Raw genomic sequence first — 25,798 nt, 5'->3', positions numbered from 1 at the left:
AGTCGCGCCGACTCGTTATTTTACCCTAAAAATGTCCTTGATGTCTCTTTTATCTACAAGTATTTACCAGGAAAAAGCCGAAAAATTGTGTCAATTCTAATTCTAACTTCATATTTTGAACATCTTTTAACTTAGTTTCAGCCACAGAGCGATCGCACAACTACTTTGCTAAATCTCTGTACAAATGTACATTTAACATAATCTACAGAGGCCCAGCCATCAATGCAGCTTGTACTGTTTCTCCAATAGACTCAGCTAAAGGCCAAGATTTTTCTACTTGTCCCAAGGGTTCCATTGGAATCAAAATGCTCACGCCTACCCAAGGAGTGCGTTGTTTACGCCACTGTGCCAACTGGTCTGCAACGAACCAGTTGAATGGCGATGGATTTCCGCCGTTTGGCATAGCGTACCATTGCAAAACAGCAAAGGTTTGTTGTGGTGTCGAGCCGCGAAAGAACCTAGCTTCTACTTTCGTTTCAACATTAGAAGCTAACTTTGCAGATGGTTTGACAGTAAATTCAGCACTACGATATTGAGCTACATCCCATTTTCCCCAGCGCGACCTTCCCCAGCCGTTAACCTCTGTCCACTCAACCTCTGGTTGTTCCATAGGCCCGCTTTGCGGTAGCAAAAGTAAAATCGCCTGAGTGTCCTCTGAGCCTTCTTTTTTAATCACCTGCACAGACCATTTATGTTCGCCAATTTGCTGTTCTCCTTGTTCAGTAGTTTGCCAACCAGGAACAGTTAACCCAGCCTTGCGGATTTGCCTTAATTCCTTGAGACTAGACACAGGTGACGGCTGCTTCCATTGCCAGTGTCCTGTCAGATATCCAGGAACCCCTCCCATCACCAACAGCAATAGCAATAACAAAAGTGCTGCTACCTGACTCAATCGGTTTTCTTTGAAAAACTTAGAGAAGGAAATCATTAGTAAAATTTTCAATACTTACGCAAAATTTTACTTTAAAAAATAACACCATGAGTTCAGTGATATTTAGGACTTAGGCGGGAGTGTGGGGAGTGTGTGGAGTGTGGGGAGTGTGGGGAGAAAAAGAATTTATGCCCCCGTCTCTTCCCACACCTCCCACCCCTCCTTCTCCCTCTTCCTACTCCTCTCATACCTCCCACACTTCTCCCTTCTCCCACACTTCCTGTTTGCCCTATGCCTCATCCCCAACTTCCCCAGATGCAGAAAAATAGTTATTAATCCAATTCAGCAAGGGCACTAATGATACGAGCATCAAAGCAGAGTAGAGGTCACCACCCCAACTATCATGGAGCCATCTAAAAGCTCCTTCTTGACCTGTCCCGTGAAAAAAGGTTAGTAAAGTGTTACGAATAATATTGGCAGTAGTACTAATTATCACAGCAATAGATAAAAACGATATAGTAGTGCGGCGTGAAGATAATGCGCCTGTCCAATAAAGCAGCATCAAACCGACGTAGAGTGTAGTGAACAACATTTTCAGCCCTGCACAATAGGGGGCGACTTCCACAATCCGTCCTCCCACGTAGAGATTTATCTCATCCACAGTTACTTCCATACCAAATTGATTCAGTATGAAGCCTGCGCTACCAGCGATGAAGCTTTGAAGAGGCAAGGTATAGGGAGCAATCAGGTAGGGTACTGATGTTGGAGTTGCTAGAAATACCAACAGGAGTGGAAATGCTTGCGATCGCAAACCTGGTACTCCCTTAAACCACAAGCACAACCCACTTAGTATAAAAGGCAGCGAAAGATTAACCCACTCTCTAACACCGCTAAGATAAAATACTCCTCCTAATAACAAGAAAACTGCACCCAAAGGATGGATAGTATCTGGCAAACGTGCCCACTGTTTCCGGTTCAACCAGCCCAAATAAGCAGCAAATGGCAGACCAATAATCCCATGACTGAAATATTCGTGTTCTGTACTAATATTTTTGTGCAGCCAACCATCCAGCCAATGTAGCAATATAGGAGCATAAAGCAGCAGTAGAATGCCTAAAATAGCTAAATTTAACAAACCTGACACGTTTCTGTTTTTAATCTGTTGCTGGAGTGCCATGATTTTAATTATTGGGTATGGGGCATTGAGCATGAGGCATTGGGCATTGGTTTTAGACTAATGACTAATAACTAATGACCAATGACTAATAACTAATGACTAACGACTAATGACTCCTGAGAATTTGTTGAAACTGCATTGGCGATCGCTGCTACAACTTCTTTGATTTGGCTAGTGCTCAAACCAGGATACATAGGTAATGATAATATTTGCTTTGATAACTTTTCTGCTTGGGGAAAATCTCCTGGCTGATACCCTAAGTAGGTAAATGCTGGCTGGAGATGACAAGGAATTGGGTAATGAATGCCAGTTTGAATTCCTGCTGCTGTTAACTGTTCTTGGAGTTGCTGGCGTTCTATGGGGCAACAATCATCAACTCTAATCACATAAAGATGATAAACATGCCCTGTACCACTTTGGTTTTCGATGGGGATAATGCCAGCAGTCCCTAAAGGTGCTAATTCATTATCATATTCTTGGGCGATAGTCAAGCGATCGCGATTCCATTCTGGTAAATGTGGTAGTTTCTGGTGCAAGATCGCTGCTTGTAAGGTATCTAAGCGGCTATTTGTACCTGGTTCAGTGTGAAAATATTTTTGTGATGCCCCATAATTTCGCAAGCGCACCATCTTTTGGGCGACATCAGAATTTCGTGTCAGTAGCATTCCCCCATCCCCAAATGCTCCCAAATTTTTACTGGGATAGAAACTAAAAGCTGCTGCTATTCCTACGGAACCAGCGTGATATCCGTCTCTTTGGGCGAGGTGTGCTTGTGCTGCATCTTCAAAAATTAGTAATTTGTAGGTATCAGCAAAATCGAATAATTTCTGTGGTGATACCATTTGGCCATAGAGATGCACAGGAATAATTGCTTTTGTCTGAGGCGTAATTGCCTTTGCTGCTGCTTCTAAGTCAATTAAAGCTGTCTGTCCATCGCAATCTACTAAAATGGGCTTAGCACCAGCGCGTAAAACTCCAATTAAGGTTGCGATAAAAGTGTTTGCTGGTAAAATCACTTCATCACCAACACCAATATTACACGCTTGCAATCCCAAGGCGATCGCATCTGTTCCTGATGCCACACCAACCCCATATTCTGCCCCAGACGCTGCCGCAAATGCCGCTTCAAAATCTGAAAGTGCTTGGCCTAAAACAAAATCCCCTTGTTCCAAAACAGATTGGATTGCACTTTGCAATTGTCCTTGAATTGGTTTGTGTTGTAACTTCAGGTCTACAAAAGGAACTCTAATACCCATTTTATTCATTATCAGTTATCCTCAAATTCCCCATTTATTTGTGTTTATTTGTGGCTTGTCCCAAAATAAATTTAAAATTTTTCATGTACTTTGCTGCTGTTGTTCACCAAAGCAAAAAATTATTTTTTTGGAAAAAATTAAAATCACGTACAGTTTTCCCCGTTAAATTGTAATAGGTTTAATGTATTTCTAGAAACTATTTTGTATTGTTTGGTAGAAATAACTCTCTGGAAGCTAGAAAGCTCAGATTTGGGAAATTTGCAGAAAGTCTGTAACTTGCTGAAAGTAGGGTAGGTAGTTTCTAAATATTCAGATGCCATTTGCTTTAAGCTAAAAAGCTGGATGTCAGTCGTTTTGGCGTGGAACCCAAAAAACCTTGCTGGCTCTCCAATACAGCTCCTCAACTTTTCCGCATAAGTTTTTAATTTTGAATGCGGTGCAGTCATAGTAGCTGTTATCAGTAATTTTTGCTAACAAAAATTACATTAATTTAGCTATTTTTAAGTAAAATTACGCTGATAATAGTAACAGAAATTTCCCTTCAGTACATCAAGAATCATAGACCCTTTGTTGTATCCTTAAGGTTAGGTTACCCTAGCTGAATCAAAATCTAACGCAGTCTGATTGCCAAATCTCAAGTAATAGAGACTACAACAGCGATTAATACAGAACATTCAGTACCAGTAAATAGTAACTCCCAGAGACTCCGTAACCGACTTAATCGAAGAGGTAAAAAATTTTTGCCTCAAACTTGTTTGTCAGAGGCAAAATTAGGGAATGCTTAAAAATAGCAATTGATAACCCAGAAATAGGGCATATATCAATTTTTTACAGTATCGAGAAATTATTAAGGTAGCAGTGGCAATGGTAGAGCCTGAAAACAAATTATTTGCCTTAAAGGACGGTTGGACTTCTCAAGAAACAAGAGAACAACAACGTCTTAAAGCTTTGTCAGATCTAGGTTTACGGCAACCAGAAACAATTCCGGTTTTTGAAGAAGCCACTCAAACTGCTGCCCACTTTTTGGAAGCACCAATTTCCATCTTGGGATTTGTGGATCAAGAGCGCCACTGGTTTAAGTCGGCAGTGGGCCTATCTAGACTGGGATTAATGAATCATTTGGCACAAAATCGCCAACTCTCACGCAGAGAATCTTTTTGCAGCCAGGTAGTGGAGAGTTATCAAATATTTGTCATTAATGATACGCACAAACTTACAGATACAGCATTGCTTAACAGCAAGTTAGTGCAGGAATATGGTATCCGTGCTTACTTGGGAGCGCCACTGATAGATGCTTCAGGAAATTGTTTAGGTGCATTGGCGGTGATGGATTTAGTACCGCGCAATTTTACAAACCGAGATATTGAGTTTTTACAAATTATAGCTCGTTGGAGCATGAGTGAATTTGAGCGTAACCGACTTCTCCAAGGAAAACTCGAATCAAGCACTCCTGTGGCTCCTATATTTTCACTCAGCGATGAACGTAACACTGAGATTAAAATTGCTGCATCTAGTTTAGAAAGCGATGTTTCTACCAAGCAACTGAAACTGCAACTTTTAGAACAGCTAACTCAGGAGTTACGCACTCCCTTAACATCAGTACTTGGCATGGCTAGCGTTCTGGGACGTGAAATTTATGGGCCTTTGACGAGCAAACAGAGAGAATATTTGGAAATTATCCAACACAGTGGTCGGTATTTACTTTCTCTAGTAAATGAAATTACCGAACTGGGAACCATCGGTGACAACTCTACGGTGCTAAATTTAGCTCCTGTGGATATTGAAATGCTCTGTCAACAGGCTATCAATACTCTAGAAGAAGCAGCTAATCGCCGAGACCAAGATATTCGCCTGTCTATCGAACCGGGGCGCAATCGTATTTGGCCTTTAGATAAAGACAAGGTGCGGCAAATTCTGTATCACCTGATTTTTAGTGTGATTCAACTTTCGGCTACAGGTAGTGTTGTTCGCATTCATGTCTCTTATAAGGAAGATATCCTCAATGTTACTATTTGGGTATCCCATCCTTGGCTCGGAGATGGTATTACTGAGGTCGATCCCTACTTCCGCTTGAATTCTTTATCATTACTAGAGCTGACAGGCGAAGTAGCAAGCTACAATACCCGCAAAGAAAGCCAAGAGCAACCAGATATTTCGCCAGTAGCAGTGGACAAGTTAAAAAATTTGAGTGATTCCCACTCAAATTTATTTGCTCCTAATTCAGATATAAATTTAGCTAAAGGCAATGGAAGTCTTTCTCGTGAAAGCTTGGGTCTGTTGCTAAGCTGTCAGCTTGCAGAGTTGCATGGCGGACAAATTTTGGTTCAAGGTTCACCAGAATCAGGATATCGTTACGTGCTTTCTTTACCATTACAATTAGCAAGTTCTTCACAAGCAATTAGCGATGTTTGATTGCAAGCGATAATAATTTAGAACTGGAAATTAGCAGAAAATATTTCCAATAATTGATTTGTGCATGAAATAGATGAAGGGTTAATCAAGAGTTGTCTTTTTTAGTATTAATTGAAAGGTTTTGGAATTAAAGATGAAACTGATGGCTATGAATAAAAGTGCCATCACTAACTTGTAATCTACGTTATTACCTTTTTATCGCTATACGCATTATGATCGATTCCAAGTTCTGCATAGGCAGGCTCATCGATCGCAATGTTTTTTATGAATTTAGTCTGGCAACGATTTACCTTATCATCTTTACCCGTCAAAGAATATCTCGCTAGCAGTTACGTACACCGTACTCTGGTGGGACTGTTGAGTTCTTGGCGGCAAACCAGCGTCTTGATACAGTGGGGAGATGCGATCGCAGCTGCTTTACTGTCTTTGGTGTATGCCCTTGCACCATTTACTTCGAGTACGTTAATCGGTTTATTGCTGGTGGCTTGTGCGGGGTTCTGGCTGCTGTTGACTTTATCCGATGAAACAACAACAAATGTCTTGTCAGTTACTCCCATTCACTTGTTGGTATTGCTCTACTGGGCAATTGCCGCAGCAGCAACAGCGTTATCACCAGTCAAAAAGGCAGCCCTTAATGATTTGGCAACCTTAAGCCTGTATTTGCTCTTATTTGCCCTTTGTGCCAGGGTATTGAGGTCGCCTCGCCTCCGGTCTTGGATTATCACCCTTTACTTGCATGTCTCGTTAATTGTCAGCGTGTATGGTTTGCGCCAATGGTTTTTTGGAGCCACAGCACTAGCAACTTGGGTTGACCCTGAATCTCCTTTGTCTAAGACTACAAGAGTGTACAGTTATTTAGGCAATCCCAACTTGTTAGCTGGATACCTCCTACCAGCAGTCATTTTTAGCTTAGTGGCAATTTTCGCATGGCAAAGCTGGCTCAAAAAAGCATTAGCATTAACCATGTTTATTGTCAATACTGCTTGTTTAGTTTTGACTTTTAGTCGTGGTGGTTGGATTGGGCTGGTGGTGTCAATTTTAGTTGCGATGGCATTGCTAGTTTATTGGAAGACTATAGAAATGCCACCTTTTTGGCGTACTTGGTCGCTACCGATTGTCTTGGGAGGTTTGATAGGCGTATTGCTGCTAGCAATAATATTTGTAGAGCCAGTGCGCCTGCGGGTATTTAGTATTTTTGCCGATCGCCAAGATAGCAGTAATAATTTTCGCCGCAATGTGTGGGATGCTGTTTTTGAGATGATTGCCGATCGCCCGATCCTCGGTATTGGCCCTGGTCACAACTCTTTTAATAAAGTTTACCCGCTTTATCAACACCCTCGTTACACTGCTTTGAGTGCCTATTCAATTTTGCTTGAGGTGGCTGTAGAAACCGGATTTGTTGGTTTAGCCTGTTTTCTCTGGCTGATAATTGTGGCATTTAATACAGCATTTCTACAAATCCGAAGATTGCGACAACTCAGAAATGTAGAGGGATTCTGGTTAATAGGAGCGATCGCTATTTTGTTGGGTATGCTAGCTCACGGCACAGTAGATACTGTCTGGTATCGTCCTGAAGTTAATACTCTTTGGTGGCTGATAGTTGCTTTAATCGCTAGCTATTGGACACCCTTAGCTCAAAACCAAGCAGGTTTATCTAACTCAGAATTGCCTGCAAACTAACATTAATAAATTGTCAGTTGTTTTCCTCATAACAACTGACAATTTTTCAATTTTGCAGATGATTCCCAATCAAAAATTCTAGTTAGTCCCTGTAGCTTGTAGCCCCAGGAGCATTGGGGTCGCGATAACGGGCTGGTTCTTCGTCACGCTTTTTCCCAGCCAAACCAGCGAGACCGAATAGCCCAAGTAATCCTAACCAACCCCAATCGAAATCGTTGCGCTCGTAAGTAGTCGTCCTTGGGGCAGTAGTAGTTCCAGGATCGCTAGTTGTTTGAGCTTGTGCAGATAGAGTTAAAGGCAAAATTCCCACACTCAAGGTGAAAACGCCAGCGCCAACAGCTCTAATGAAATTACTTTTCATAATTGTAAAAATCCCTGATGCCATCCAAAGTTACTCACCAATATATCGAGTTCCAAGACTGGCTGAATCAATCTACGGCTAGAAAGTAAGGATTTTCACAACTCACGCTGTAGGTATACAACATGCTTATCCCAGCAATGGATTTATCACTCTGATGTAGTAGTTTGGCAAACTGACTCTTAATAGTTTTTCATCGCCCGTTGTATGTCACGCTGATCTTGACGCCGTTTTAGGTCTTCTCGCTTATCATGCAACTTTTTACCCTTGCCAAGGGCTATACTCACTTTTACCCAACCCCGTTTGAGATACATTTTCAAAGGGACTAAAGTTAAACCCTGCTGTTCTACTTTGCCAATTAACTTGCGGAGTTCTTGGCGATGCAGCAACAACTTGCGTGTACGGCGTGGTTCATGATTAAAATATTGTCCACTAGCCGTATAAGGTGAAATATGCACATTGATTAGCCATGCTTCGCCGTCGCGAAGCAAAGCATAGCCATCTTGGAGATTGACTTTACCTGCACGAATCGACTTAACCTCAGTTCCTGTCAACTGAATTCCAGCTTCGTAAGTTTCCAGAATTTCATACAAATAACGGGCTTGGCGATTGTCGCTAATAACTTTGTAACCTTCGTTCTTGTCGCTCATTGATAATTTGTGTACTTTAAATGTACCTAAAAAATTGTTTGGATTGGTTTATAAATTATAAGGTGTATTTTATAACCTCTATAAATGCTAAACTGTATATTACTAATTTAGCTTTTATAATTTTGTAATTAATTTTCCAGTAACTTTAAATTACCTAGATTTTAGTCATTAATCATTGATCGTTGGACAAAAGACAAACACAGAACTATGAGGGTCGGCTTGCTGGGCGCGAAACTCCTCTTTAGGGAGATGCCCTTGCTAGCTCACTTCTCCGTGGGGATACGGTGACAAAGGAGAAAGGATATTTATGGCGATCGCTACTGAAAAATTATTGTTGCAATCAAGATTAATTTACATAATGGTGAGCATTCACTCTAACTTATTGATGAATTGTTACAAATTACAAAGCTGTCTATGGCTGGTAAATATTAGGGAATCGAAGCTGAGTTACACTTCGTTAACCCTTCTTAAGGTTTAATACTTTCTTTATAAATCAACCCTGAGGCAGTCATTAGCTAGTAATCCTGTCATAGTATGAAACATAAGAACACTATTACTGCCTGTGTTCACTGATGGAGCTGTAAAAGCAAATTTCTGAGTAAAAAAAATGCTAGGGGTGTACTGTCCATGCCCTTGAAAATCCTTGTAGTGGATGATGATCTGGGCACTCGTCTGTCTGTTAGCGACTATCTTGAACTGTCTGGCTACTCTGTGATTACGGCTAATGACGGTCAAGAAGCTTTGCTTATGGTGGATGAGTATCATCCTGACTTGATTGTTACGGATATCGTCATGCCACAGATGAACGGCTATGAACTAGTGCGCCGGGTGCGTCAACAACCTATGTTCCGTCTATTGCCTGTAATTTTGTTAACAGCACGAACTAAGACCCAAGAAAGAATTTTGGGCTATCAGTCGGGGTGCGATTTATACTTGCCTAAGCCTTTTGAACTAGAAGAGTTAGCAGCAGCAATCCGCAATCTTTTAGAGCGATCGCAAATTATTCAATCGGAGTACCGCTTTTCTCATAAAGAAAGTTTGGAAATTTCCTCTTCTACAAAAACAGTGGACACTCATAATTCTCTGTCCACTCAAATTCAGAAACCCCAATTACACTCATCCCTAACTCATAGAGAACAGGAAGTTTTAGAGTTATTAACTCATGGTCTTTCTAATGCCGAAATGGGTCATCAGCTACATCTGAGTCCTCGAACAGTGGAAAAGTACGTTAGCAGCTTATTGAGAAAAACTTCAACCAGCAACCGAGCAGAACTAGTCCGTTTTGCAATTAAGCATGGTTTAGTGGAATAAAAGTGAGGAGTTAAGAGTGAGGAGTTAGAAGTGATAAATCAGAAGTAAGGAGTTAAAAACTAGTAGTGAGTAGTGAAAAATTTCACTTGAAACTCCTAACTCCTAACTCCAAACTCCTAACTCCTAACTCCAAACTCCTAACTCCTAACTCCAAACTCCTAACTTTAAATGATTTGTTTTTGGCTAGTAACGTAGTTGAGCAGACCTTCACAAGCATCAATCAATAAATCAATCACTTGATTAAATCCCTCTTGACCCCCATAATAGGGGTCTGGAACTTCCTTGAGGCTGTGTCGAGAGCAAAAATCGCACATCAAACGCACTTTGTGATGATACTGCCCAGTTAGGTCAAGAGTAAGAATATCCTCATAATTCTCTCGATCCATAGCCAAAATTAAATCAAAATCTTGAAAGTCTGATTTTTGAAATTGGCGTGCGCGACCACGCAGCTTAATCCCCAGCTTTGTAGCAGCCGCAGCATTCATGCGTCTATCAGGTGGACTACCAATGTGATAACTAGACGTACCAGCAGAGTCACAAAGGATGTGTTTGCTCAAGTCGGCCTGCTCAATGAGATGATTCATAATATTTTCTGCCGATGGCGATCGGCAGATGTTACCTAAGCAGACAAACAAAAGTTTGTAAGACATAAATATTTTTTGTCCTTTGTCAATAGTCATTTGTCCTTTGTGAATAGTCAGTTTTCATTTGTCCTTTGTCTAAAACCGATGACCAATGACTAATGACTAATGACTAATGACTAATGACTAATGACTAATGACCACTGACTATTGAAATCCAGGAAGCTCAAGTCCACTAGTCAAGTCTTCCATGCGTTCCCGCATTGTTGTTGTGGACTTGTTATAGGCTTCTTTCATTGCTGCGGTTACGAGATCGGAAAGTACTTCTGCACCTTCTCCTAGAGCATCTGGAGAAATTTCCACCCGCTTAGGTTCTTGGTTACCACTGACAATTACCTTGACCAGACCACCGCCAGACTCACCTTGAATTTCCATTTGCTCCAATTCTTCTTGGAGTCGCTTTGCGCCTTCTTGAACTTGCTGTGCTTTCTTAAAAGCTTCAGCTAATTCCTTCATTTTTCCTAAGCCAAAGCCGAATCCTTGTCCTTTACCTGTCATAATTGGTTTTACGCGTGTGCGTTGAATAACAAATCAAATTCAATTATAGATGCGGTAAGTAATTTGCCTATTTTTTTACCAATAATTAATGCATTTGGGAATAGGGGAGTGAGTAGAGACGCAATTCATCGCACGTGTAGGGAATAGGGAGTTTGGGAGGGATGAGGTGAAATTTTCTTCCCATGTCCCCATTTCCCATTCTCCATTCCCCACTTATTATCCACAAGCAGCTTGAAACTCTCCGAGCATTTTGACTTCTGGCTCTAACCGAATAGACCAACGCTCTTGTACTTGATGTTGGATGTGGCGAATTAGACAGAAGATATCACTAGCTTTTGCCCCACCACGGTTAACGATGAAGTTAGCATGGAGTTGTGCTACTTGCGCTCCACCAATTTGGTAGCCTTTAAGACCAGTTTGTTCAATTAACCAGCCAGCGGTGTAAGGTTTGGGATTGCGGAACACGCTACCACAGCTTGGGAAATTATATGGTTGAGTGGTTAGCCGATGCTTTTTGTGTTCTTTGGTGATTGCTACAACTTGTGCTGGATCTGAACCAGGTCTGAGCTGTAAAGTGGCTTGGGTGACTATGCGATCGCCACCTTGCAATAATGAAGTCCGGTAGCTATAACCTAGTCGATCGGGTGTGAGAGTTTCCAGGGTTCCATCGGGTGAAAGAACCTGGGCGCTAACTAACATATCTGCGATACAGCTATTATGTGCCCCTGCATTCATCACCACAGCCCCTCCGACTGTGCCAGGAATGCCAACAGCCCATTCTAATCCTTGCCATCCCAATGATGCGGCTTCCCATGCTAAGCTGGGAATTGATTCTCCCGCAGCAACGGTTAATTGCCCTGTTTCGTGGTCAAAGTGGCTGAAGCGGAGATGACGAGTGGCAATCACTAACCCTGATATCCCGCGATCGCTCACCAGCAAGTTAGAACCTGCTCCTAGTGTTGTCACTCTTAAATCGCGTTCTTTTGCGTATTTAAGACTTGCTTGCAGTGCTTCTATGTTTCGAGGGGCAACAAACAATTGGGCTGCTCCCCCAACCCTATAGGAAGTAAATGCTGACAAGTAAGCCTGGGACTTGATCGCACAATCAGTATTGGGTAAGTAAATTACCTCGTTCTCCACCGGATTAGCTGTTTGTTGTTTCTTTGTATTCAAAGCAGAAGCTGTGCAGACGTTTCCTACTGCCTGGGAAATGGTCATTTTTACTTTTTATTGGTAAAATTTTACATTTATTTACCGTAAAACTACGGTATTAGACTTAACATCAAACCGTTACGAAAAGGGCGCTTTGGTCAGAAATGGAACTTCGCAAAGTCCCCACTCACGATGTGGCTTTAGCAGGCTCACGGAGTGTTGCAATTATTTCAGGAATGACTTGATTTAAGTTCCCAGCACCCAAAAACAGCGCCAAGTCTCCAGGGCGCAGTGTTTGTATCAGGAACTCACGCACAGAGGATAAAGATGGTTGATAAACTACCTGGCAATGTTGCTTGGCAATTTCCGCTGTTAGATGCTCACCACTGATTTGCCCTAAATTAGGTTCGCCTGCACTGTAAATATCAGTCAGCACAACCAAATCAGCATGGCCAAAGGACTGGGCAAATTCTTCTAAAAAGGTAAGTGTACGGCTATAGCGATGGGGCTGGAAAATGGCGACCACTCTTTGTCCTGGTCTTGCCTGTAAACGTGCAGCGGCGAGAGTAGCGCGAATTTCCGTGGGATGATGAGCATAGTCATCGATGAATGTAATACCATCAACTTCGCCCCGGAACTCAAAGCGGCGTCTCGATCCTTCAAAGGTGGCAATTCCTTTGGCAATTTCTCCAAATTCTAAGCCCAAGACACGACCAACAGCCACTGCTGCTAGGGCATTACTGAGATTGTGCCGACTCAGCAGGCGCAAGTTCAAGACGCCTAAAGCTTTGCCTCTTTCCCAAACTAAAGCTGTGGTGCCATCAGCACGATAGTCAATATTAGTAACAGTGTAGTCAGCGTCAGAATCTGAGTGTAAGCTGTAGCTGATTGTTGGTTGCAAGCGATCGCGAACTGTAGCACAGTCAATACTACCTACCAAAGTTTTGCAACCTTTGGCAAATGTCTGGAAGATGTCAACTACTTCTTCTAATGTATCGTAGTGGTCAGGATGATCGAGTTCAATATTGGTAATGATGCCAATTTCTGGAGCGTGTTTTACTAAAGAACCATCTGATTCATCTGCTTCGGCTACCAAATATTGGCTTTGTCCCAGTCGAGCATTACCTTCCCAAGCATTGACTTCACCACCAACTAAAATCGTTGGGTCTAGACCTGCTTGCAGCAACATATAACCAATCATACTACTGGTTGTAGTTTTCCCGTGGGTTCCTGCAACCGCAATACTATAATAATCAGCAATCAAGGCTGCTAGTACATCTGAACGATGTAAAATTGGACAACCTAATTCCAGAGCTGCTTTGTATTCTAAATTATTCGTGTTAATTGCTGTTGAACAAATGACTTGAGGCAGTTTTGAGTTAATAGTAGCAGCTAATTTTTCTGGTGAATTTAATGCTACGGTCTCAGATTCCTGAGGGCGAAAGAATTCGAGATTACTTGCCTCTTGTTTACCAAAAATATGAGCGCCGATAGATTCCAACTTGTGCGTAATGTGGTTTGGACGTAGATCCGAACCTGATACTGGAAATTGACGTTTAGCGAGAACGTATGCCAGAGCAGACATACCTATTCCGCCGATGCCAATGAAATGAAATGGTCTTCCACTAAAGTCTACAGAATTACTCATTTATTGCTCCTCTTACACCACACCACACCATAAATCACAAATGACACGCGTATCATAACAGGAATTTGTTATTTACCATAATTACTCCTGCGTTATATTCATGCCTGATGCTCGGATGAGTTTTCTGCTCTGGTTTTGCGAGTTCAGAATGATTTTACCTTGGTTGGAGGTTTTTGCTATTTCTGAACTGTTCTTAAGATTATTCGCGCAATTTTGGTCGCATCGGGACAGAAATTCTTGTAATGACAAATACATATTTTTAGCTACCTTACTGTAATCGACTACGATAGTACATTGTTAGTGAAACTGATTTTAAATTGCATCAAGTCTACTTTGAGAATTGAGTACAATAGTACATTGGTAATGAAACTATTTTTCAATTGCATAAAACCCAGGCATAACTGGATGCAGCAACTAGCAATTTTTGGTGGCACATTCGATCCAATTCACTGGGGACACCTACTTGTAGCCGAGACAGCTTTGCATCAAGTATCCCTTGAAAAGGTAATTTGGGTGCCATCTTTAAATCCTCCTCACAAAGAAGCAGCTTTGTTTGAGCATCGTGTAGAAATGCTGCAATTAGCGACAAAAGATAACCCAGCGTTTACTGTCTCACTAGTGGAGGGAAAACGCTCTGGGACTTCTTATGCCATTAACACCCTGATCGACTTATCTGCTTGTTACCCAAATACTCACTGGTACTGGATTATAGGCTTGGATGCGTTCCAAACTTTACCTCATTGGTACCGTGGACACGAACTAGCACAAATGTGTAATTGGTTAATTGCACCCCGACTGCTAGGTGGTGAGACTATAACTCAAAGCGAGTTAATCTGCAAGCAAGTCGAAGAACAATTAAACAAACACTCATATATAATTAATTGGCAATTCCTGAATATACCTTTAGTAGGAGTTTCGTCAAGTCTAATTCGGAAGTTTTGCCGAGAACGCCACTCAATTCGTTATCTAGTTCCGGAATCGGTCAGATCTTATATTGCCAACAATAATCTTTACTCCAAATAAATCTGAATAAATTATGTGTTTTTTTATTGATCTAACACTTTATGGTTATAAGTGATCCCCCCCTTTGCGATATGATTGGGGTCAACGATATCAACATATAGGCATAAATACAGAGGGCAAGACACTGTGATTAGAGTTGCAATCAACGGTTTCGGGCGTATTGGACGTAACTTTGCACGTTGCTGGGTGGGTAGAGAGAATAGCAAGATTGACCTTGTAGCCATCAATGACACATCAGATCCCAGAACCAATGCTCACCTGCTAAAGTACGACTCAATGCTAGGGAAGTTAAAGGATGTTGACATTACTGCTGATGATAATTCCATCATCATTAACGGTAAAACCGTTAAGTGCGTATCCGATCGCAACCCAGAAAACTTGCCCTGGAAAGATTGGGAAATAGACCTAATTATCGAAGCAACGGGGGTATTTACCAGCAAAGAAGGAGCGCTCAAGCATGTGAATGCTGGAGCCAAGAAAGTTCTGATCACCGCTCCTGGCAAAAATGAGGATGGTACTTTTGTGGTTGGCGTGAATCATCATGACTATGACCACAACGTACACCACATTATCAGTAACGCCAGCTGTACTACCAACTGCTTGGCTCCCATTGCCAAAGTGTTGAACGAAAAATTTGGCATCATTAAAGGTACGATGACCACCACCCATAGCTACACAGGTGACCAGCGCTTATTAGACGCTTCTCACCGGGATTTGCGACGGGCGAGAGCCGCAGCCATCAACATTGTACCTACTTCTACTGGTGCGGCAAAAGCAGTGGCGCTGGTAATCCCGGAACTCAAAGGCAAGCTGAATGGCGTTGCCTTACGCGTACCGACCCCGAACGTTTCAATGGTAGATTTCGTAGTTCAAGTTGAGAAGCGTACTATTACTGAAGAAGTTAATCAAGCCCTTAAAGATGCCTCAGAAGGGCCACTCAAAGGCATTTTGGACTATAGCGAACTACAACTAGTTTCGTCAGATTATCAAGGTACTGATGCTTCATCGATTGTTGATGCTAGCTTGACTTTGGTTATGGGCAATGACTTAGTAAAAGTCATGGCTTGGTATGACAATGAGTGGGGTTACAGCCAACGAGTCTTGGATTTAGCCGAATTGGTAGCCGAGAAGTGGGTTTAATTAATAAAGTTAGGAGTTAGGAGTGAAGAGTTAGGAATAAAGGGTGAAGAATCAGGAGTGAAGAATGGAGAGTGAGGAATTAAAACTTCTAACTCCTAACTCCTAACTTCTAACTCTTAAAGTGTTGAAATCCCTGGCTAAGAGTGAGAACTTGGTCGGGGAATTTTTTTTGCTCGTCGTGTAATAGTATTGTTGAACCTGGTGTAATTCTGCCAACGATCGCAGCACCTTCACCAAGATGTTTTACGAAAGCTGATGCTGACTTTTGTGGTAAGCACAGCACTAATTCAAAGTCTTCGCCGCCATAGAGAGCATATTGGAGAGCTTGCTCTGGTGTTAGCCAATTGTTAAAAGCTGTTGGTAAGGAAATTTCTCTGAATTCTAAAACCGCACCAACGCTGCTGGCGCGACAAATTTGGATTACAGCATCTGCTAAACCGTCGCTGCTATCCATGCCAGCGATAGACATTGGAGATGTTATGATTTTTTCGAGGATGGGTAGGACATCTAATCGTGGCTGGGGACGCTGATGTGCGCCGATTAGAGCCGTCTTTTGTTCATCACTGAGGTTTTGTCCTAATTCGGGATGCAAAAGCAGTTGTAAGCCAGCGTGGGAGGCTCCGTGAACACCTGTAACGACGATCGCATCCCCCACAACAGCAGCAGAACGGCGGATAATTTGACTGGGGTGAACTTGACCAAAAGCGGTAATTGCCAAAGTAGTCACAGGCGATCGCACCACATCACCACCAACAATTGGGGTATTGTACTTTTGCAGGCATTCTGTCATTCCCTGGTATAAGCTTTCTACCCAATTCACGCTCAAATCCCCAGGAAGTCCCAATCCGACAGCGATCCCCAATGGAAAAGCACCCATCGCTGCTAAATCTGACAAGTTAGCAGCCGCCGCACGCCAACCTGCGTCTTCTGGGGAAGTGGTGAGGTTACTAAAATGCACGCCGTCAACCAGCACATCTGTGGTGACGACTAAAGATTGGTCTGGTGCTGTCACCAATACTGCTGCATCATCGCCAATAATTTCTGGGGGACAGAAACGCTGTAATTTTGCTAAAAGACCTTGTTCGCCAATATCTTTGACTGTAGTCATTAGTTATTAGTCATTAGTCATTGGTCATTCGTGATTGGGAATGTAGGCAGATAACGAAATGGGGTGGGGAGGTGAAATTCTGTCTCCATCTTCCCCTGCTCCTGTGCCCCTCTGCCCCTCTGTTCCCCACTCCCTCAAGTTACGATAAAGTTATCGTTTAGGGGGATGTTGGAATGGTCTCTACACCAGTAACAAAGCTCACATTTGAAGAGTACTTAGCTTATGATGATGGCAGTGGTTTTCACTACGAGCTAGTAGATGGCAGACTGCAATTAATGAATCCCCCTACAATTCAACATTTCTTGATTGTCGCTTTTTTAGATACCGCATTTATAGCGGAAATTCAGCGCTTGAGTTTACCTTGGTTAACTTTTCGGGAAACGGGGACGAGGACGGGGAAAAATAAGTCTAGGTTAACTGATTTATCTGTGGTGACGCAGGAGCAAGCAAGGGAATTGCTCAATGCATCAGCAGTCTTTGAGTCACCACCATTACTAATTGTAGAGGTAGTCAGTCCAGATTCTATTAACCGGGACTATCGTTATAAACGGTCTGAATATGCTGCGGTTGAAGTGCCAGAATATTGGATTGTAGACCCACTAAAAGAAAAGATTTCTGTGCTGTGGCTGGAAGAAGGATTTTATGAAGAGACTGTGTTTGCTGGCGACCAGCAAATTGTATCGCGGACTTTTCCAGAAATAGCGATCGCAGTCGATCGGATATTTACCGCTGGGAATCTCAGTTAGGGGACTGGGCATAGGATATGGGGCATTGCAAGTGTGGAAGGTGTGGGAGGATGGGGAAGAAATCCTTCCCCCCCACTCCCTCATCTTTATGCTGCTTGCGGCTCAACCAGATTTTCTATACCTTGGACTACTGTTGCTGACTCAATTTTGTCACCAGCCCTCAGTTTATCCAAAACTTCTTTGCCTTCAGTGAGATAGCCAAAAACAGCGTAGCGACCATCCAATAGGTTTCGTCCGGCGGGAGTAAGTTCTGGTTCAAATAGAAAGAAGAAAAATTGTGAAGAACCTCCATTGACTTCACTTTCGGGACGAGCCATAACTACTGCACCAAAAGCGGAAAAAGGTAGAACTGGCATATCAATGTAACGACCAGCTTCTTCTAGGGTAATGCCATAGGTAGGTTCCTTGTCGCCTTCAACCAAGATTTCTAAAGGAACAGCGCGGTATTTACCTGTTTTCGGATCGATAAAACCCACTTCTTTTCCAGGTGGATCTCCAGTTTGCAGAAAGTAAGATTCTTCAGAACGGGTGAATTCTAAGCCATTATAAAAACCCCTCTGCACTAAATCTATAAAATTACCAGCAGTCACAGGGGCGCTGTAACCATCCACTACAACGGTGAGGTTGCCTTTGTTGGTTTTTAATTCTACGGTGGCGCGGCCTTTAAGTTGTGGCAGGTTACTGTACTCAGCAGGAACTTCAAAGGGAAATTCCTTCACCATTGACTCTTCTAGCTGAGTGATGAGATTCAACAGTTTAGTTCTCTGTTGCAAAATTTGTTGTTTATCTTTGGTATTCGCCAATTCTTGCAGGTTAAGCACGCCAGATTTTAATTCGTTAATCCAAGCTTCTGCTTGGGGTTGGCGTTCTTCGGGAACACTTGCTAGGATTTGGGAGGGTTTATCGAGAATGCGAGATGCTTGGCTGATGTCTTTGGAAACAGCACCCCAGCGCCGATTTGCCCGCAGTTGGCTAGAAATGTCCTCTAAGCTGGCTTGTAGTTGCCGCACAGGTTTGTTATCTATCGGGAGTGCGTACCGCAACAAAGCATTACCGTCTGTAATTGCGTTGCCAGCTGGCAGCGCGGCGCTACTAGAGGGAGTCCACCCAACTGTAGTTATGCCTAAAAATATTGTTAGCAGCAGTATTGCCATTAGGCTGTTCTTCAGCCAGGATTTTAATAAGTCAAGCATGGAATAACTCAAATGCAGCATTGATATTGTTGACTGGACGTAACCCATCAATAATCTTCCCACAGTAGGAGTGCCCAGTGCAGAGTGTTGACTGGGGACTGGGGACTGGGGACTGGGGGGCAGGGGAGTGTGGGGAGAAAGAGAATTAATGCTTCCCCATCCTCCCACACCTCCCACCCCTCCCACACTTCCTGCTTGCCCTATGCCCCATGCCCTGTTTGGCCAATGCCCAAAATGAATAACTAATTACTCCCCTTGAAGGGTACAATAAATGCCGATTGTCTTCCAAAACTTGAAAGTTTCATGATCTCCAGCAACGACTTTCGACCTGGTGTCTCAATTGTATTAGATGGATCTGTATGGCGAGTGGTGGAATTCCTCCACGTTAAGCCAGGAAAAGGTTCTGCCTTTGTACGAACCAAACTGAAAAATGTTCAGAATGGAAGCGTGGTGGAAAAAACCTTCCGGGCTGGGGAAACAGTGCCCCAAGCCACTTTAGAAAAAAGGACAATGCAGCATACCTATAAAGAGGGTGATGAGTTTGTCTTTATGGATATGGAAACATATGAAGAAGGCAGATTGAGCGCATCACAAATTGGCGATCGCGTAAAATATCTCAAGGAAGGTATGGAAGCTAACGTCATTCGTTGGGGCGAACAAGTCCTAGAAGTGGAACTGCCCAACTCTGTGGTTCTAGAAGTTGTGCAAACAGATCCCGGTGTCAAAGGTGACACTGCTACAGGTGGTACTAAGCCAGCTACTCTCGAAACTGGCGCAACTGTGATGGTTCCCTTGTTTATTTCTCAAGGCGAACGCATCAAAATTGATACCCGTGATGATAAATATTTAGGCAGGGAATAAGTTTGGATTCCAATCTCAAACAAATCCCGATTTCAATCCCTATTTAGGGATTAAATCCCTGCCACACTTAAAAATGCTAATTTACGGATAGGTCGAGGTAATAAAAACTGTGCCATTGGACTTTAATGAAATCCGCCAACTACTGGCAACTATCGCACAAACTGACATTGCAGAAGTCACGCTCAAAAGCGATGACTTTGAACTAACAGTTCGTAAGGCTGTGAGCATCAGCAATCATATGTTGTCGGTAGGTCAAACGACCTTAGGCGGTGTGGTAGGTTCGGGCTTGTCATCGGGTTTACCTACAGCAAACCAGGTAGCTACAAGTCAGGTAACAGAGGTAGCAACAGGTCGCCTGTTTGAGAATGCTGCAACTGGAGGCCAATTACAGTTGTCAGTCAATCCGCCCTCAACTATTGACCAGAGATTAGTAGAGGTACCTTCTCCTATGGTGGGGACATTTTATCGCGCTCCTGCACCGGGTGAAACACCATTCGTAGAGGTGGGCGATCGCGTCCGCAAAGGTCAAACAGTCTGTATCATTGAGGCCATGAAGCTGATGAATGAAATCGAAGCCGAAGTCTCTGGGCAAGTGATGGAAATTCTCCTGCAAAATGGTGAACCTGTAGAATATGGTCAACCTTTGATGCGAATTAACCCTGATTAAGTATTAATCTATATTATGAAGTGAGTCATCCTTAAAACTTTCAATCCTTGCGGGTTAATCCTGATGAAACAAACGTTGCCTTTACCACCAGAAGTGGTGCAACAAGTAGCTGAATACTTCGGCCTGTTAAGTGAGCCAATGCGCCTACGGCTGCTACACTTACTGCGGGATGAAGAAAAATGCGTGCAAGAGTTGGTAGAGGCAACACAGACTTCTCAGGCAAATGTGTCAAAGCACCTGAAGATAATGTGGCAAGCAGGAATCCTTAGCCGCCGCAGTGAAGGAACTTGCGCCTATTACAGGGTAGAAGATCAAATGATTTTTGAGTTGTGTAATCGGGTTTGCGATCGCCTCGCCACAAGGTTAGAACAGCAAGCCCGTAATTTTCGTGTCTTGAATAGCAAACGGTAGGTCTGAGAAAGTTATGAGTTATGAGTTGTGAGTTATGAGTTAAAACTCCTCACTCTTAACTTTTGACTCGTAACTCCTAACTTATTTAAAGCGGATAGTTTTTATCAAAGCTTTCACGAGTTAGCGGTTGTTGTAACTCTACACCCTCACCACCCAAAACATCTAAAGGTTTACCGTTCACGTCAATGTACACTTTGGCTTTTGGATTTAATGTTGTCGCAGTGTAAACAACTTGTCCCACGCGACCTATCATTGAGGCACTACCGCCACCCCTGGTAAATTCTTCAGATAAATTAACGCGAACTTCATCATTGTCCTCTTTCAGCCCTAATAATTTGGTTCCCTTGGGGATAGTTGTAGAATCTGTTCCTTCTGTTGGCCCTGCTAACAAGCTTTCAAAAGCTGCTTCTAAAGCTTGGTTGGGTCGTACAGCAGCTACTCTCACTGGCTTGGGAACCAAAGCAAGATTTTTATCTTTTGGTCTGAGCCAATAAACATTAGCAGTTTGCTCATTACCTGGCTGCCTAGTTGATGGCTGTGCTGGCTGGTCAATACCTTGAGACGGTTTTGACGGTGTAGGAGTATTATTAGATTGTGAAGTTAACCAAGCCACGCCGCCACCTACCGCTACAACTGCTGCTGCGACACCTGCAATTAAGCCTGAAGAAATACGATTAGATCCTTGTTGGTCTTTCATGTTCAAAACCTTCCTGACTGAGGGCTGAGATGGTAGTTATGTGAGGAGCAGCCTGGTTAAAGACGATACTTACATGTGGAGAGTTTCCACAATTTAGAGGAGGCTTCATGCCTCGAAATCCGATTATTTTTTAATCCTGCAAGTCCCTAATTCAATTTTAGAATTTGCACTTCTAGTCCGTCACTGTCGAATTATGTAAATTTTGGGGAGGTGGGGAATGGGGAATGGGGGCAGGGGAGGCAGGGGAGGCAGGGGAAGAATAACCAATGCCCAATGCCCAATGCCCAATGCCCAATGCCCCATGCCCTATTGCCTATTGCCTATTTGCCTATTGCCTCGTTAACCCACTGTTTGAGTGTAGTTGTCACTTCATCAATGGGGATTTCTTGGGATTTACGGGTTGCTCTTTCTACAACTTCGACTTTGCCGTTGGCGATCGCTCGTCCGGTTACGATTCTGTATGGTATGCCTATCAAGTCTGCATCTTTGAATTTCACTCCAGCTCGTTCATCGCGGTCATCGAGCAAGGTTTCGATTCCGGCTTGATTGAGTTGGGTGTAAAGTTTTTGGGCGATTTCAACTTGTTGAGCATCATTAATGTTGGGAATTGTGACGATCGCGTGATAAGGTGCGATCGCTACTGGCCAAATAATTCCATCTTTGTCGTAAGATTGCTCTACGGCAGCTTGGGCTAAACGCGATACCCCTACACCAAAACAACCCATGACTAGCGGTTTTTCTTCACCCTGTTCATTGGTATAAGTTGATCCCATTGCTTGGGAATATTTAGTGCCTAATTGGAATATGTGACCGGCTTCAATTCCCCTGGCGCTTTGTAAGAGTTGTTCTGGGTTATGGATGGCGCGATCGCCTGGTCTAGCCTTACGCACATCTACTACACGCTCTGGTAGCTTAAATTGCTCGCCCCAGTTAGCACCAACTACGTGATAGGCAGTTTCATTCGCTCCTGTAACAAAGTTTTTTAAATCAACGGCTGTTGGATCTACTAAGCGCAAAAATTTAGGATGGATCTGTTTATTAGCAGCAATATACTCATCTGCGATGTCTGGTGCAATGTAGCCTAAAGGCAGAGATTTTGCTGTCCATGTTTGCTGCGCTTCAGAGTTTGGTACGCTCAAATTGAGAATAGTTTGAGCGCCATAGTTAGAAGCTAATTTGGTCAATTCATTTTGCAACTTGACTTCGTTAACTTCTTGGTCGCCTCGAATGCTCACCAAAACCAATACCGTCATACCATTGTTATAAACTGTTTGGTAAAGGACGTTTTTCACCACTTGGGTGGGAGAACATTTGAGGAATCTCGAAACTGTTTCAATCGTCTCTGTTCCAGGTGTATCGCGTTTTTCGTAGGTTGTAAACCGTGAAGGTTCGATATCTGCTGGTAAAGAAACGGCCTTTTCTACGTTAGCGGCGTATTTACCATCTTCAGTGTAGAGAACTTCGTCTTCGCCAGCTTCCGCCAACACCATAAATTCTGTGGAACCAGAACCACCAATTGCACCAGAATCAGCTTCCACTGCCCGAAAAGCTAAGCCACAACGCCGCAACATATTGCTGTAGGCTTGATACATATCGTCGTAAGTTTCTTTGAGGCTAGCTTCATCGACGTGGAAAGAGTAGCCGTCTTTCATGATGAATTCCCGTCCGCGCATCAAACCAAAACGGGGACGAATTTCATCGCGGAACTTGGTTTGAATTTGGTAAAGATGCAGAGGTAATTGGCGATATGAGCGAATCATATCACGAGCGATCGCTGTGATCACTTCTTCATGAGTCGGGCCTAATCCTAATTGTTGCTCGCGGCGGTCAATTAGGGAAAACATGATTCCCTCAGCTTTGGTGTAAGTATCCCAACGTCCCGATTCTTTCCATAAATCAGCAGGTTGTAATTGCGGCAAAAGACATTCTTGTGCGCCTGTAGCGTTCATTTCTTCGCGCACAATTTGAGAAACCTTTTGTAGTACCCGCCACATCAGCGGGAGATAAGCATAGACACCGCTACCGATGCGACGAATGTAACCTGCACGCAGTAATAATTTATGGCTGGGAATCTCAGCATCAGCTGGATCGTCCCGGAGTGTAACAAATAACATTTGTGATAGTCGCATCGTGTATTACCTTTCCAAAATCGCTAATTTCTATGTCAACTAAAGTATGAATTATCAAGGATGAAGTACAAAGGGACTGGGGATTGGGGATTGGGCATCGGGCATTGGGCATTGGGCATGGGTTATTAATTCTTCTCCCTCATCTCCCCAGTCCCCAGTCCCCAGTCCCCATTCCCCAGTCCCCATTCCCCAGTCACTTCAGGAGAAAACAACCTTGTCTAATGTAATTTATCAAGCACAGCCACCTTTAGAATTTATTCCTCCAGCATTCAACCCTTTATTTTTAAAAGTTGTCCATCTTTTGTTACCTAGTTGGATCAACTGGCAAACACCAATTACCAAAATTGAAGCAGACAATGTGGAAGTTCTGGTAGATCTCTATCGCCAGTTTCAGGAGGGTAAGATCCGTTTTCTGCTGGCTTTTCGCCATCCTAAAACCGACGATCCCTTTGGTTTGGGCTACTTGCTGTCTCAACTCGTGCCAAAGGTAGCACGATCGCAAGGCACAGCGTTACAACTTCCGATTCATGCCCATTTTATCTACGATCGCGGCATTCCTCTATGGGCTGGTTCTCACGTTGGCTGGATTATGTCTCAGTTAGGTGCTACTCCGATTCAGCGGGGTAAGGCTGACTGGACTGGGTTACGTTCGGCGCGTGATTTGTTTGCCAATGGGAAGTTTCCAATGGCTGCGGCGCCAGAAGGTGCTACCAATGGTTTGTCGGAGATTATCAGCCCCTTAGAACCTGGTATTGCCCAGTTAGGCTTTTGGTGTGCCGAGGATTTGCAAAAAGCTGGACGCGAGGAACAGGTTTTCATTTTACCAGTTGGGATTAAATATAGTTATGTTGATGCTCCTTGGGATGCGATCGCTAATCTTTTAAGTGAATTAGAAGCAGCTAGTGGTTTACCTGTGAATCCACCCCAACCAGGTAATGTTGCTTCTGTAGAAACGCTTTATCCCCGATTATTAACTTTGGCAGAACATTTACTTTCGCTGATGGAAATATTTTACACGCGTTTCTATCATCAAAAACTCCCAGATGCCAAGGTTGTCGCAGGGCAAATTCCAGATAGAAATCAAGCATTAGCAGTTCGCTTACAAGCTTTATTGAATGCAGCGTTGTTAATATCAGAACAGTATTTTGATTTGCAATCCAAAGGTTCTTTAACTGACCGCTGTCGGCGAGTAGAACAAGCTGGTTGGAATTATATCTTTAGAGAAGAATTTAAGGATATTAAAGGAGTATCTGCTGTGGAGAAATCTTTAGGCGATCGCGTTGCGGAAGAAGCAAATGCACGGATGTGGCACATGCGTTTAGTAGAAAGTTTTGTGGCTATTTCTGGTAATTATATTAAAGAAAAACCAACAGTAGAAAGGTTTGCAGAAACAACTCTAATTTTATGGAAAATGATTGCTAAGATTCAAGGTAATAAAGCTGTCCAGCGCCCACAATTAGGTAAGGAACAAGTCAAAATAACTGTGGGTGAACCCATATCTATTTCTGAACGTTACCCAGCATATAAAGAGAATCGCTTGGGTGCTAGACAAGCTGTTGCTGATGTGACGAATGATTTACAACACGCGATGGAAGAATTGATTTGAAAAGGAAAATCAAAGTATTGACTACCATTGGCTCTTATCATGTAAAAGTTAGAATCCAATCGACGGCTGAGGAAATAGCTTATCTTTCCCCAGCTAGAGAGAATGATATGCCAACCAATTGGTCTTGTAACTGGTTAAACATCTGGAAAAATACTAGTTTTGAGTGTCAGGAGAAGATTTATATGGCTTCAGATTTTCACGAACAGCAGCAGCAGAATTCTGCCAGTTACATGAAAGCCAATGGGGAGAAGCAAAGCTATACGAGTAGTGATGAAATTAGAGTTGGGTCAAGTGAGGTTATGAGTCACGCCCAACGGCAAGCTTTTCTAAAAACATCTCATTTGGAAAAATTATTTGGTGTTGCACATTTACTTCCAGAAGTCGAAGCACTAACAAACATAGAGTCTGGTCAAAGAACTGATACAAAAGTAGAGATGGGATTATCAGTTAGTGAAAAAATATTTTTACAAAATGTTCTTAGAACCTCGCATTCCTATTTCGGTAAAATTTATTACGCTTTAGCTTTGTCTTTGAAAGAGAATTTAGCTCAATAGAAATAACCC

Annotated in this window: 26 protein-coding genes; 11 read left to right on the top strand and 15 right to left on the bottom strand. The window is 43.0% G+C overall.

From position 1 onward, the window contains the following. Positions 1-202: 202 nt before the first annotated feature. From H6H03_RS11255 to H6H03_RS11245, 3 genes are all read right to left on the bottom strand, one after another. Entirely contained in the window at positions 203-928 is a 726-nt protein-coding gene (locus tag H6H03_RS11255; protein WP_190955217.1) for a cyanoexosortase B system-associated protein, read from the bottom strand. 232 nt (positions 929-1,160) lie between these two features. Then, a complete protein-coding gene (gene crtB, locus H6H03_RS11250; protein ID WP_190955379.1) occupies positions 1,161-2,048 on the bottom strand; it encodes a cyanoexosortase B in 888 nt (295 codons plus the stop codon). A gap of 92 nt (positions 2,049-2,140) precedes the next feature. Next, positions 2,141-3,313, bottom strand: a complete 1,173-nt coding sequence (locus H6H03_RS11245; protein ID WP_190955216.1) for a DegT/DnrJ/EryC1/StrS family aminotransferase — start codon at positions 3,311-3,313, stop codon at positions 2,141-2,143. Between the two features lie 855 nt (positions 3,314-4,168). On the opposite strand from H6H03_RS11245, the gene H6H03_RS11240 reads away from it, so the two are divergent. Both H6H03_RS11240 and H6H03_RS11235 read left to right on the top strand, forming a co-directional pair. Next, on the top strand, positions 4,169-5,716 hold the full coding sequence (locus H6H03_RS11240; protein WP_190955215.1) for a GAF domain-containing sensor histidine kinase: 1,548 nt from the start codon (positions 4,169-4,171) through the stop codon (positions 5,714-5,716). 264 nt (positions 5,717-5,980) lie between these two features. Then, a complete protein-coding gene (locus H6H03_RS11235; protein ID WP_190955214.1) occupies positions 5,981-7,396 on the top strand; it encodes an IctB family putative bicarbonate transporter in 1,416 nt (471 codons plus the stop codon). Positions 7,397-7,478: 82 nt separating this feature from the next. Here the strand turns inward: H6H03_RS11235 and H6H03_RS11230 are convergent, their stop codons facing one another. Together H6H03_RS11230 and smpB are read right to left on the bottom strand one after the other, a co-directional pair. Next, positions 7,479-7,757, bottom strand: coding sequence for a WGxxGxxG family protein (locus H6H03_RS11230; RefSeq protein WP_190955213.1), 279 nt, complete (start codon positions 7,755-7,757; stop codon positions 7,479-7,481). A 179-nt stretch (positions 7,758-7,936) separates the two neighbouring features. Next, positions 7,937-8,404, bottom strand: coding sequence for an SsrA-binding protein SmpB (gene smpB / locus H6H03_RS11225; RefSeq protein WP_190955212.1), 468 nt, complete (start codon positions 8,402-8,404; stop codon positions 7,937-7,939). Between the two features lie 627 nt (positions 8,405-9,031). Here smpB and H6H03_RS11220 point away from each other — a divergent pair. Next, a complete protein-coding gene (locus tag H6H03_RS11220) occupies positions 9,032-9,715 on the top strand; it encodes a response regulator transcription factor (RefSeq protein ID WP_190955211.1) in 684 nt (227 codons plus the stop codon). A 164-nt stretch (positions 9,716-9,879) separates the two neighbouring features. Here the strand turns inward: H6H03_RS11220 and H6H03_RS11215 are convergent, their stop codons facing one another. From H6H03_RS11215 to murC, 4 genes are all read right to left on the bottom strand, one after another. Continuing rightward, positions 9,880-10,365, bottom strand: coding sequence for a low molecular weight protein-tyrosine-phosphatase (locus H6H03_RS11215; protein WP_190955378.1), 486 nt, complete (start codon positions 10,363-10,365; stop codon positions 9,880-9,882). 138 nt (positions 10,366-10,503) lie between these two features. Then, positions 10,504-10,854 carry a YbaB/EbfC family nucleoid-associated protein gene (locus H6H03_RS11210; RefSeq protein ID WP_073644781.1) on the bottom strand — a complete coding sequence of 117 codons (351 nt, stop codon included), beginning with the start codon at positions 10,852-10,854 and terminating at the stop codon, positions 10,504-10,506. Between the two features lie 216 nt (positions 10,855-11,070). Beyond that, positions 11,071-12,072 carry a UDP-N-acetylmuramate dehydrogenase gene (gene murB / locus H6H03_RS11205; RefSeq protein WP_190955210.1) on the bottom strand — a complete coding sequence of 334 codons (1,002 nt, stop codon included), beginning with the start codon at positions 12,070-12,072 and terminating at the stop codon, positions 11,071-11,073. Between the two features lie 121 nt (positions 12,073-12,193). Then, positions 12,194-13,654: a UDP-N-acetylmuramate--L-alanine ligase gene (gene murC, locus H6H03_RS11200; RefSeq protein WP_190955209.1), complete on the bottom strand. Its 1,461-nt coding sequence runs from the start codon at positions 13,652-13,654 to the stop codon at positions 12,194-12,196. A 405-nt stretch (positions 13,655-14,059) separates the two neighbouring features. Here murC and nadD point away from each other — a divergent pair, with 405 nt between their 5' ends. Together nadD and H6H03_RS11190 are read left to right on the top strand one after the other, a co-directional pair. Continuing rightward, positions 14,060-14,677, top strand: coding sequence for a nicotinate (nicotinamide) nucleotide adenylyltransferase (gene nadD / locus H6H03_RS11195; RefSeq protein WP_190955208.1), 618 nt, complete (start codon positions 14,060-14,062; stop codon positions 14,675-14,677). A 126-nt stretch (positions 14,678-14,803) separates the two neighbouring features. Then, complete coding sequence (locus H6H03_RS11190; protein WP_190955207.1) at positions 14,804-15,817, top strand: type I glyceraldehyde-3-phosphate dehydrogenase; 1,014 nt, start codon at positions 14,804-14,806, stop codon at positions 15,815-15,817. A 109-nt stretch (positions 15,818-15,926) separates the two neighbouring features. On the opposite strand, the gene thiL is transcribed toward H6H03_RS11190, so the two are convergent. Further along, positions 15,927-16,925 carry a thiamine-phosphate kinase gene (gene thiL / locus H6H03_RS11185; protein WP_190955206.1) on the bottom strand — a complete coding sequence of 333 codons (999 nt, stop codon included), beginning with the start codon at positions 16,923-16,925 and terminating at the stop codon, positions 15,927-15,929. A 173-nt stretch (positions 16,926-17,098) separates the two neighbouring features. Here thiL and H6H03_RS11180 point away from each other — a divergent pair, with 173 nt between their 5' ends. After that, positions 17,099-17,671 (top strand): Uma2 family endonuclease, encoded by a 573-nt coding sequence (locus tag H6H03_RS11180; RefSeq protein WP_190955205.1) that lies wholly within the window; start codon positions 17,099-17,101, stop codon positions 17,669-17,671. Positions 17,672-17,757: 86 nt separating this feature from the next. Here the strand turns inward: H6H03_RS11180 and H6H03_RS11175 are convergent, their stop codons facing one another. Next, positions 17,758-18,864 carry a peptidylprolyl isomerase gene (locus H6H03_RS11175; protein WP_190955377.1) on the bottom strand — a complete coding sequence of 369 codons (1,107 nt, stop codon included), beginning with the start codon at positions 18,862-18,864 and terminating at the stop codon, positions 17,758-17,760. Between the two features lie 303 nt (positions 18,865-19,167). Here H6H03_RS11175 and efp point away from each other — a divergent pair, with 303 nt between their 5' ends. The 3 genes from efp to H6H03_RS11160 all read left to right on the top strand — a co-directional run bounded on the left by efp (position 19,168) and on the right by H6H03_RS11160 (position 20,803). Then, positions 19,168-19,725, top strand: a complete 558-nt coding sequence (gene efp, locus H6H03_RS11170) for an elongation factor P (RefSeq protein ID WP_096534553.1) — start codon at positions 19,168-19,170, stop codon at positions 19,723-19,725. Between the two features lie 109 nt (positions 19,726-19,834). Beyond that, positions 19,835-20,392 (top strand): acetyl-CoA carboxylase biotin carboxyl carrier protein, encoded by a 558-nt coding sequence (gene accB, locus H6H03_RS11165; RefSeq protein ID WP_190955204.1) that lies wholly within the window; start codon positions 19,835-19,837, stop codon positions 20,390-20,392. 63 nt (positions 20,393-20,455) lie between these two features. Then, positions 20,456-20,803 (top strand): ArsR/SmtB family transcription factor, encoded by a 348-nt coding sequence (locus H6H03_RS11160; protein ID WP_096534555.1) that lies wholly within the window; start codon positions 20,456-20,458, stop codon positions 20,801-20,803. A gap of 85 nt (positions 20,804-20,888) precedes the next feature. On the opposite strand, the gene H6H03_RS11155 is transcribed toward H6H03_RS11160, so the two are convergent. The 4 genes from H6H03_RS11155 to H6H03_RS41250 all read right to left on the bottom strand — a co-directional run bounded on the left by H6H03_RS11155 (position 20,889) and on the right by H6H03_RS41250 (position 23,815). Continuing rightward, a complete protein-coding gene (locus H6H03_RS11155; RefSeq protein WP_190955203.1) occupies positions 20,889-21,500 on the bottom strand; it encodes a GerMN domain-containing protein in 612 nt (203 codons plus the stop codon). Positions 21,501-21,680: 180 nt separating this feature from the next. Further along, positions 21,681-21,803 (bottom strand): hypothetical protein, encoded by a 123-nt coding sequence (locus H6H03_RS41255; RefSeq protein WP_277926149.1) that lies wholly within the window; start codon positions 21,801-21,803, stop codon positions 21,681-21,683. A 17-nt stretch (positions 21,804-21,820) separates the two neighbouring features. After that, on the bottom strand, positions 21,821-23,629 hold the full coding sequence (locus H6H03_RS11150; protein WP_190955202.1) for a proline--tRNA ligase: 1,809 nt from the start codon (positions 23,627-23,629) through the stop codon (positions 21,821-21,823). A gap of 54 nt (positions 23,630-23,683) precedes the next feature. After that, the gene (locus H6H03_RS41250; RefSeq protein WP_277926148.1) at positions 23,684-23,815 is read right to left on the bottom strand and encodes a hypothetical protein; all 132 of its coding nucleotides are present in this window, start codon (positions 23,813-23,815) and stop codon (positions 23,684-23,686) included. A 28-nt stretch (positions 23,816-23,843) separates the two neighbouring features. Here H6H03_RS41250 and H6H03_RS11145 point away from each other — a divergent pair, with 28 nt between their 5' ends. Both H6H03_RS11145 and H6H03_RS11135 read left to right on the top strand, forming a co-directional pair. Further along, the gene (locus H6H03_RS11145) at positions 23,844-25,235 is read left to right on the top strand and encodes a 1-acyl-sn-glycerol-3-phosphate acyltransferase (RefSeq protein ID WP_190955201.1); all 1,392 of its coding nucleotides are present in this window, start codon (positions 23,844-23,846) and stop codon (positions 25,233-25,235) included. After that, positions 25,232-25,789 (top strand): hypothetical protein, encoded by a 558-nt coding sequence (locus tag H6H03_RS11135; protein WP_242065742.1) that lies wholly within the window; start codon positions 25,232-25,234, stop codon positions 25,787-25,789. The genes H6H03_RS11145 and H6H03_RS11135 overlap by 4 nt, the downstream gene beginning before the upstream one ends. Positions 25,790-25,798: the final 9 nt, after the last annotated feature.

Origin of the sequence: Nostoc paludosum FACHB-159 (assembly GCF_014698835.1) — a bacterium.
GTDB classification, from domain to species: domain Bacteria; phylum Cyanobacteriota; class Cyanobacteriia; order Cyanobacteriales; family Nostocaceae; genus Nostoc; species Nostoc paludosum.
Note: the sequence above shows the minus strand (reverse complement) of the source record. Positions and strands in the feature narration are given on the sequence as shown.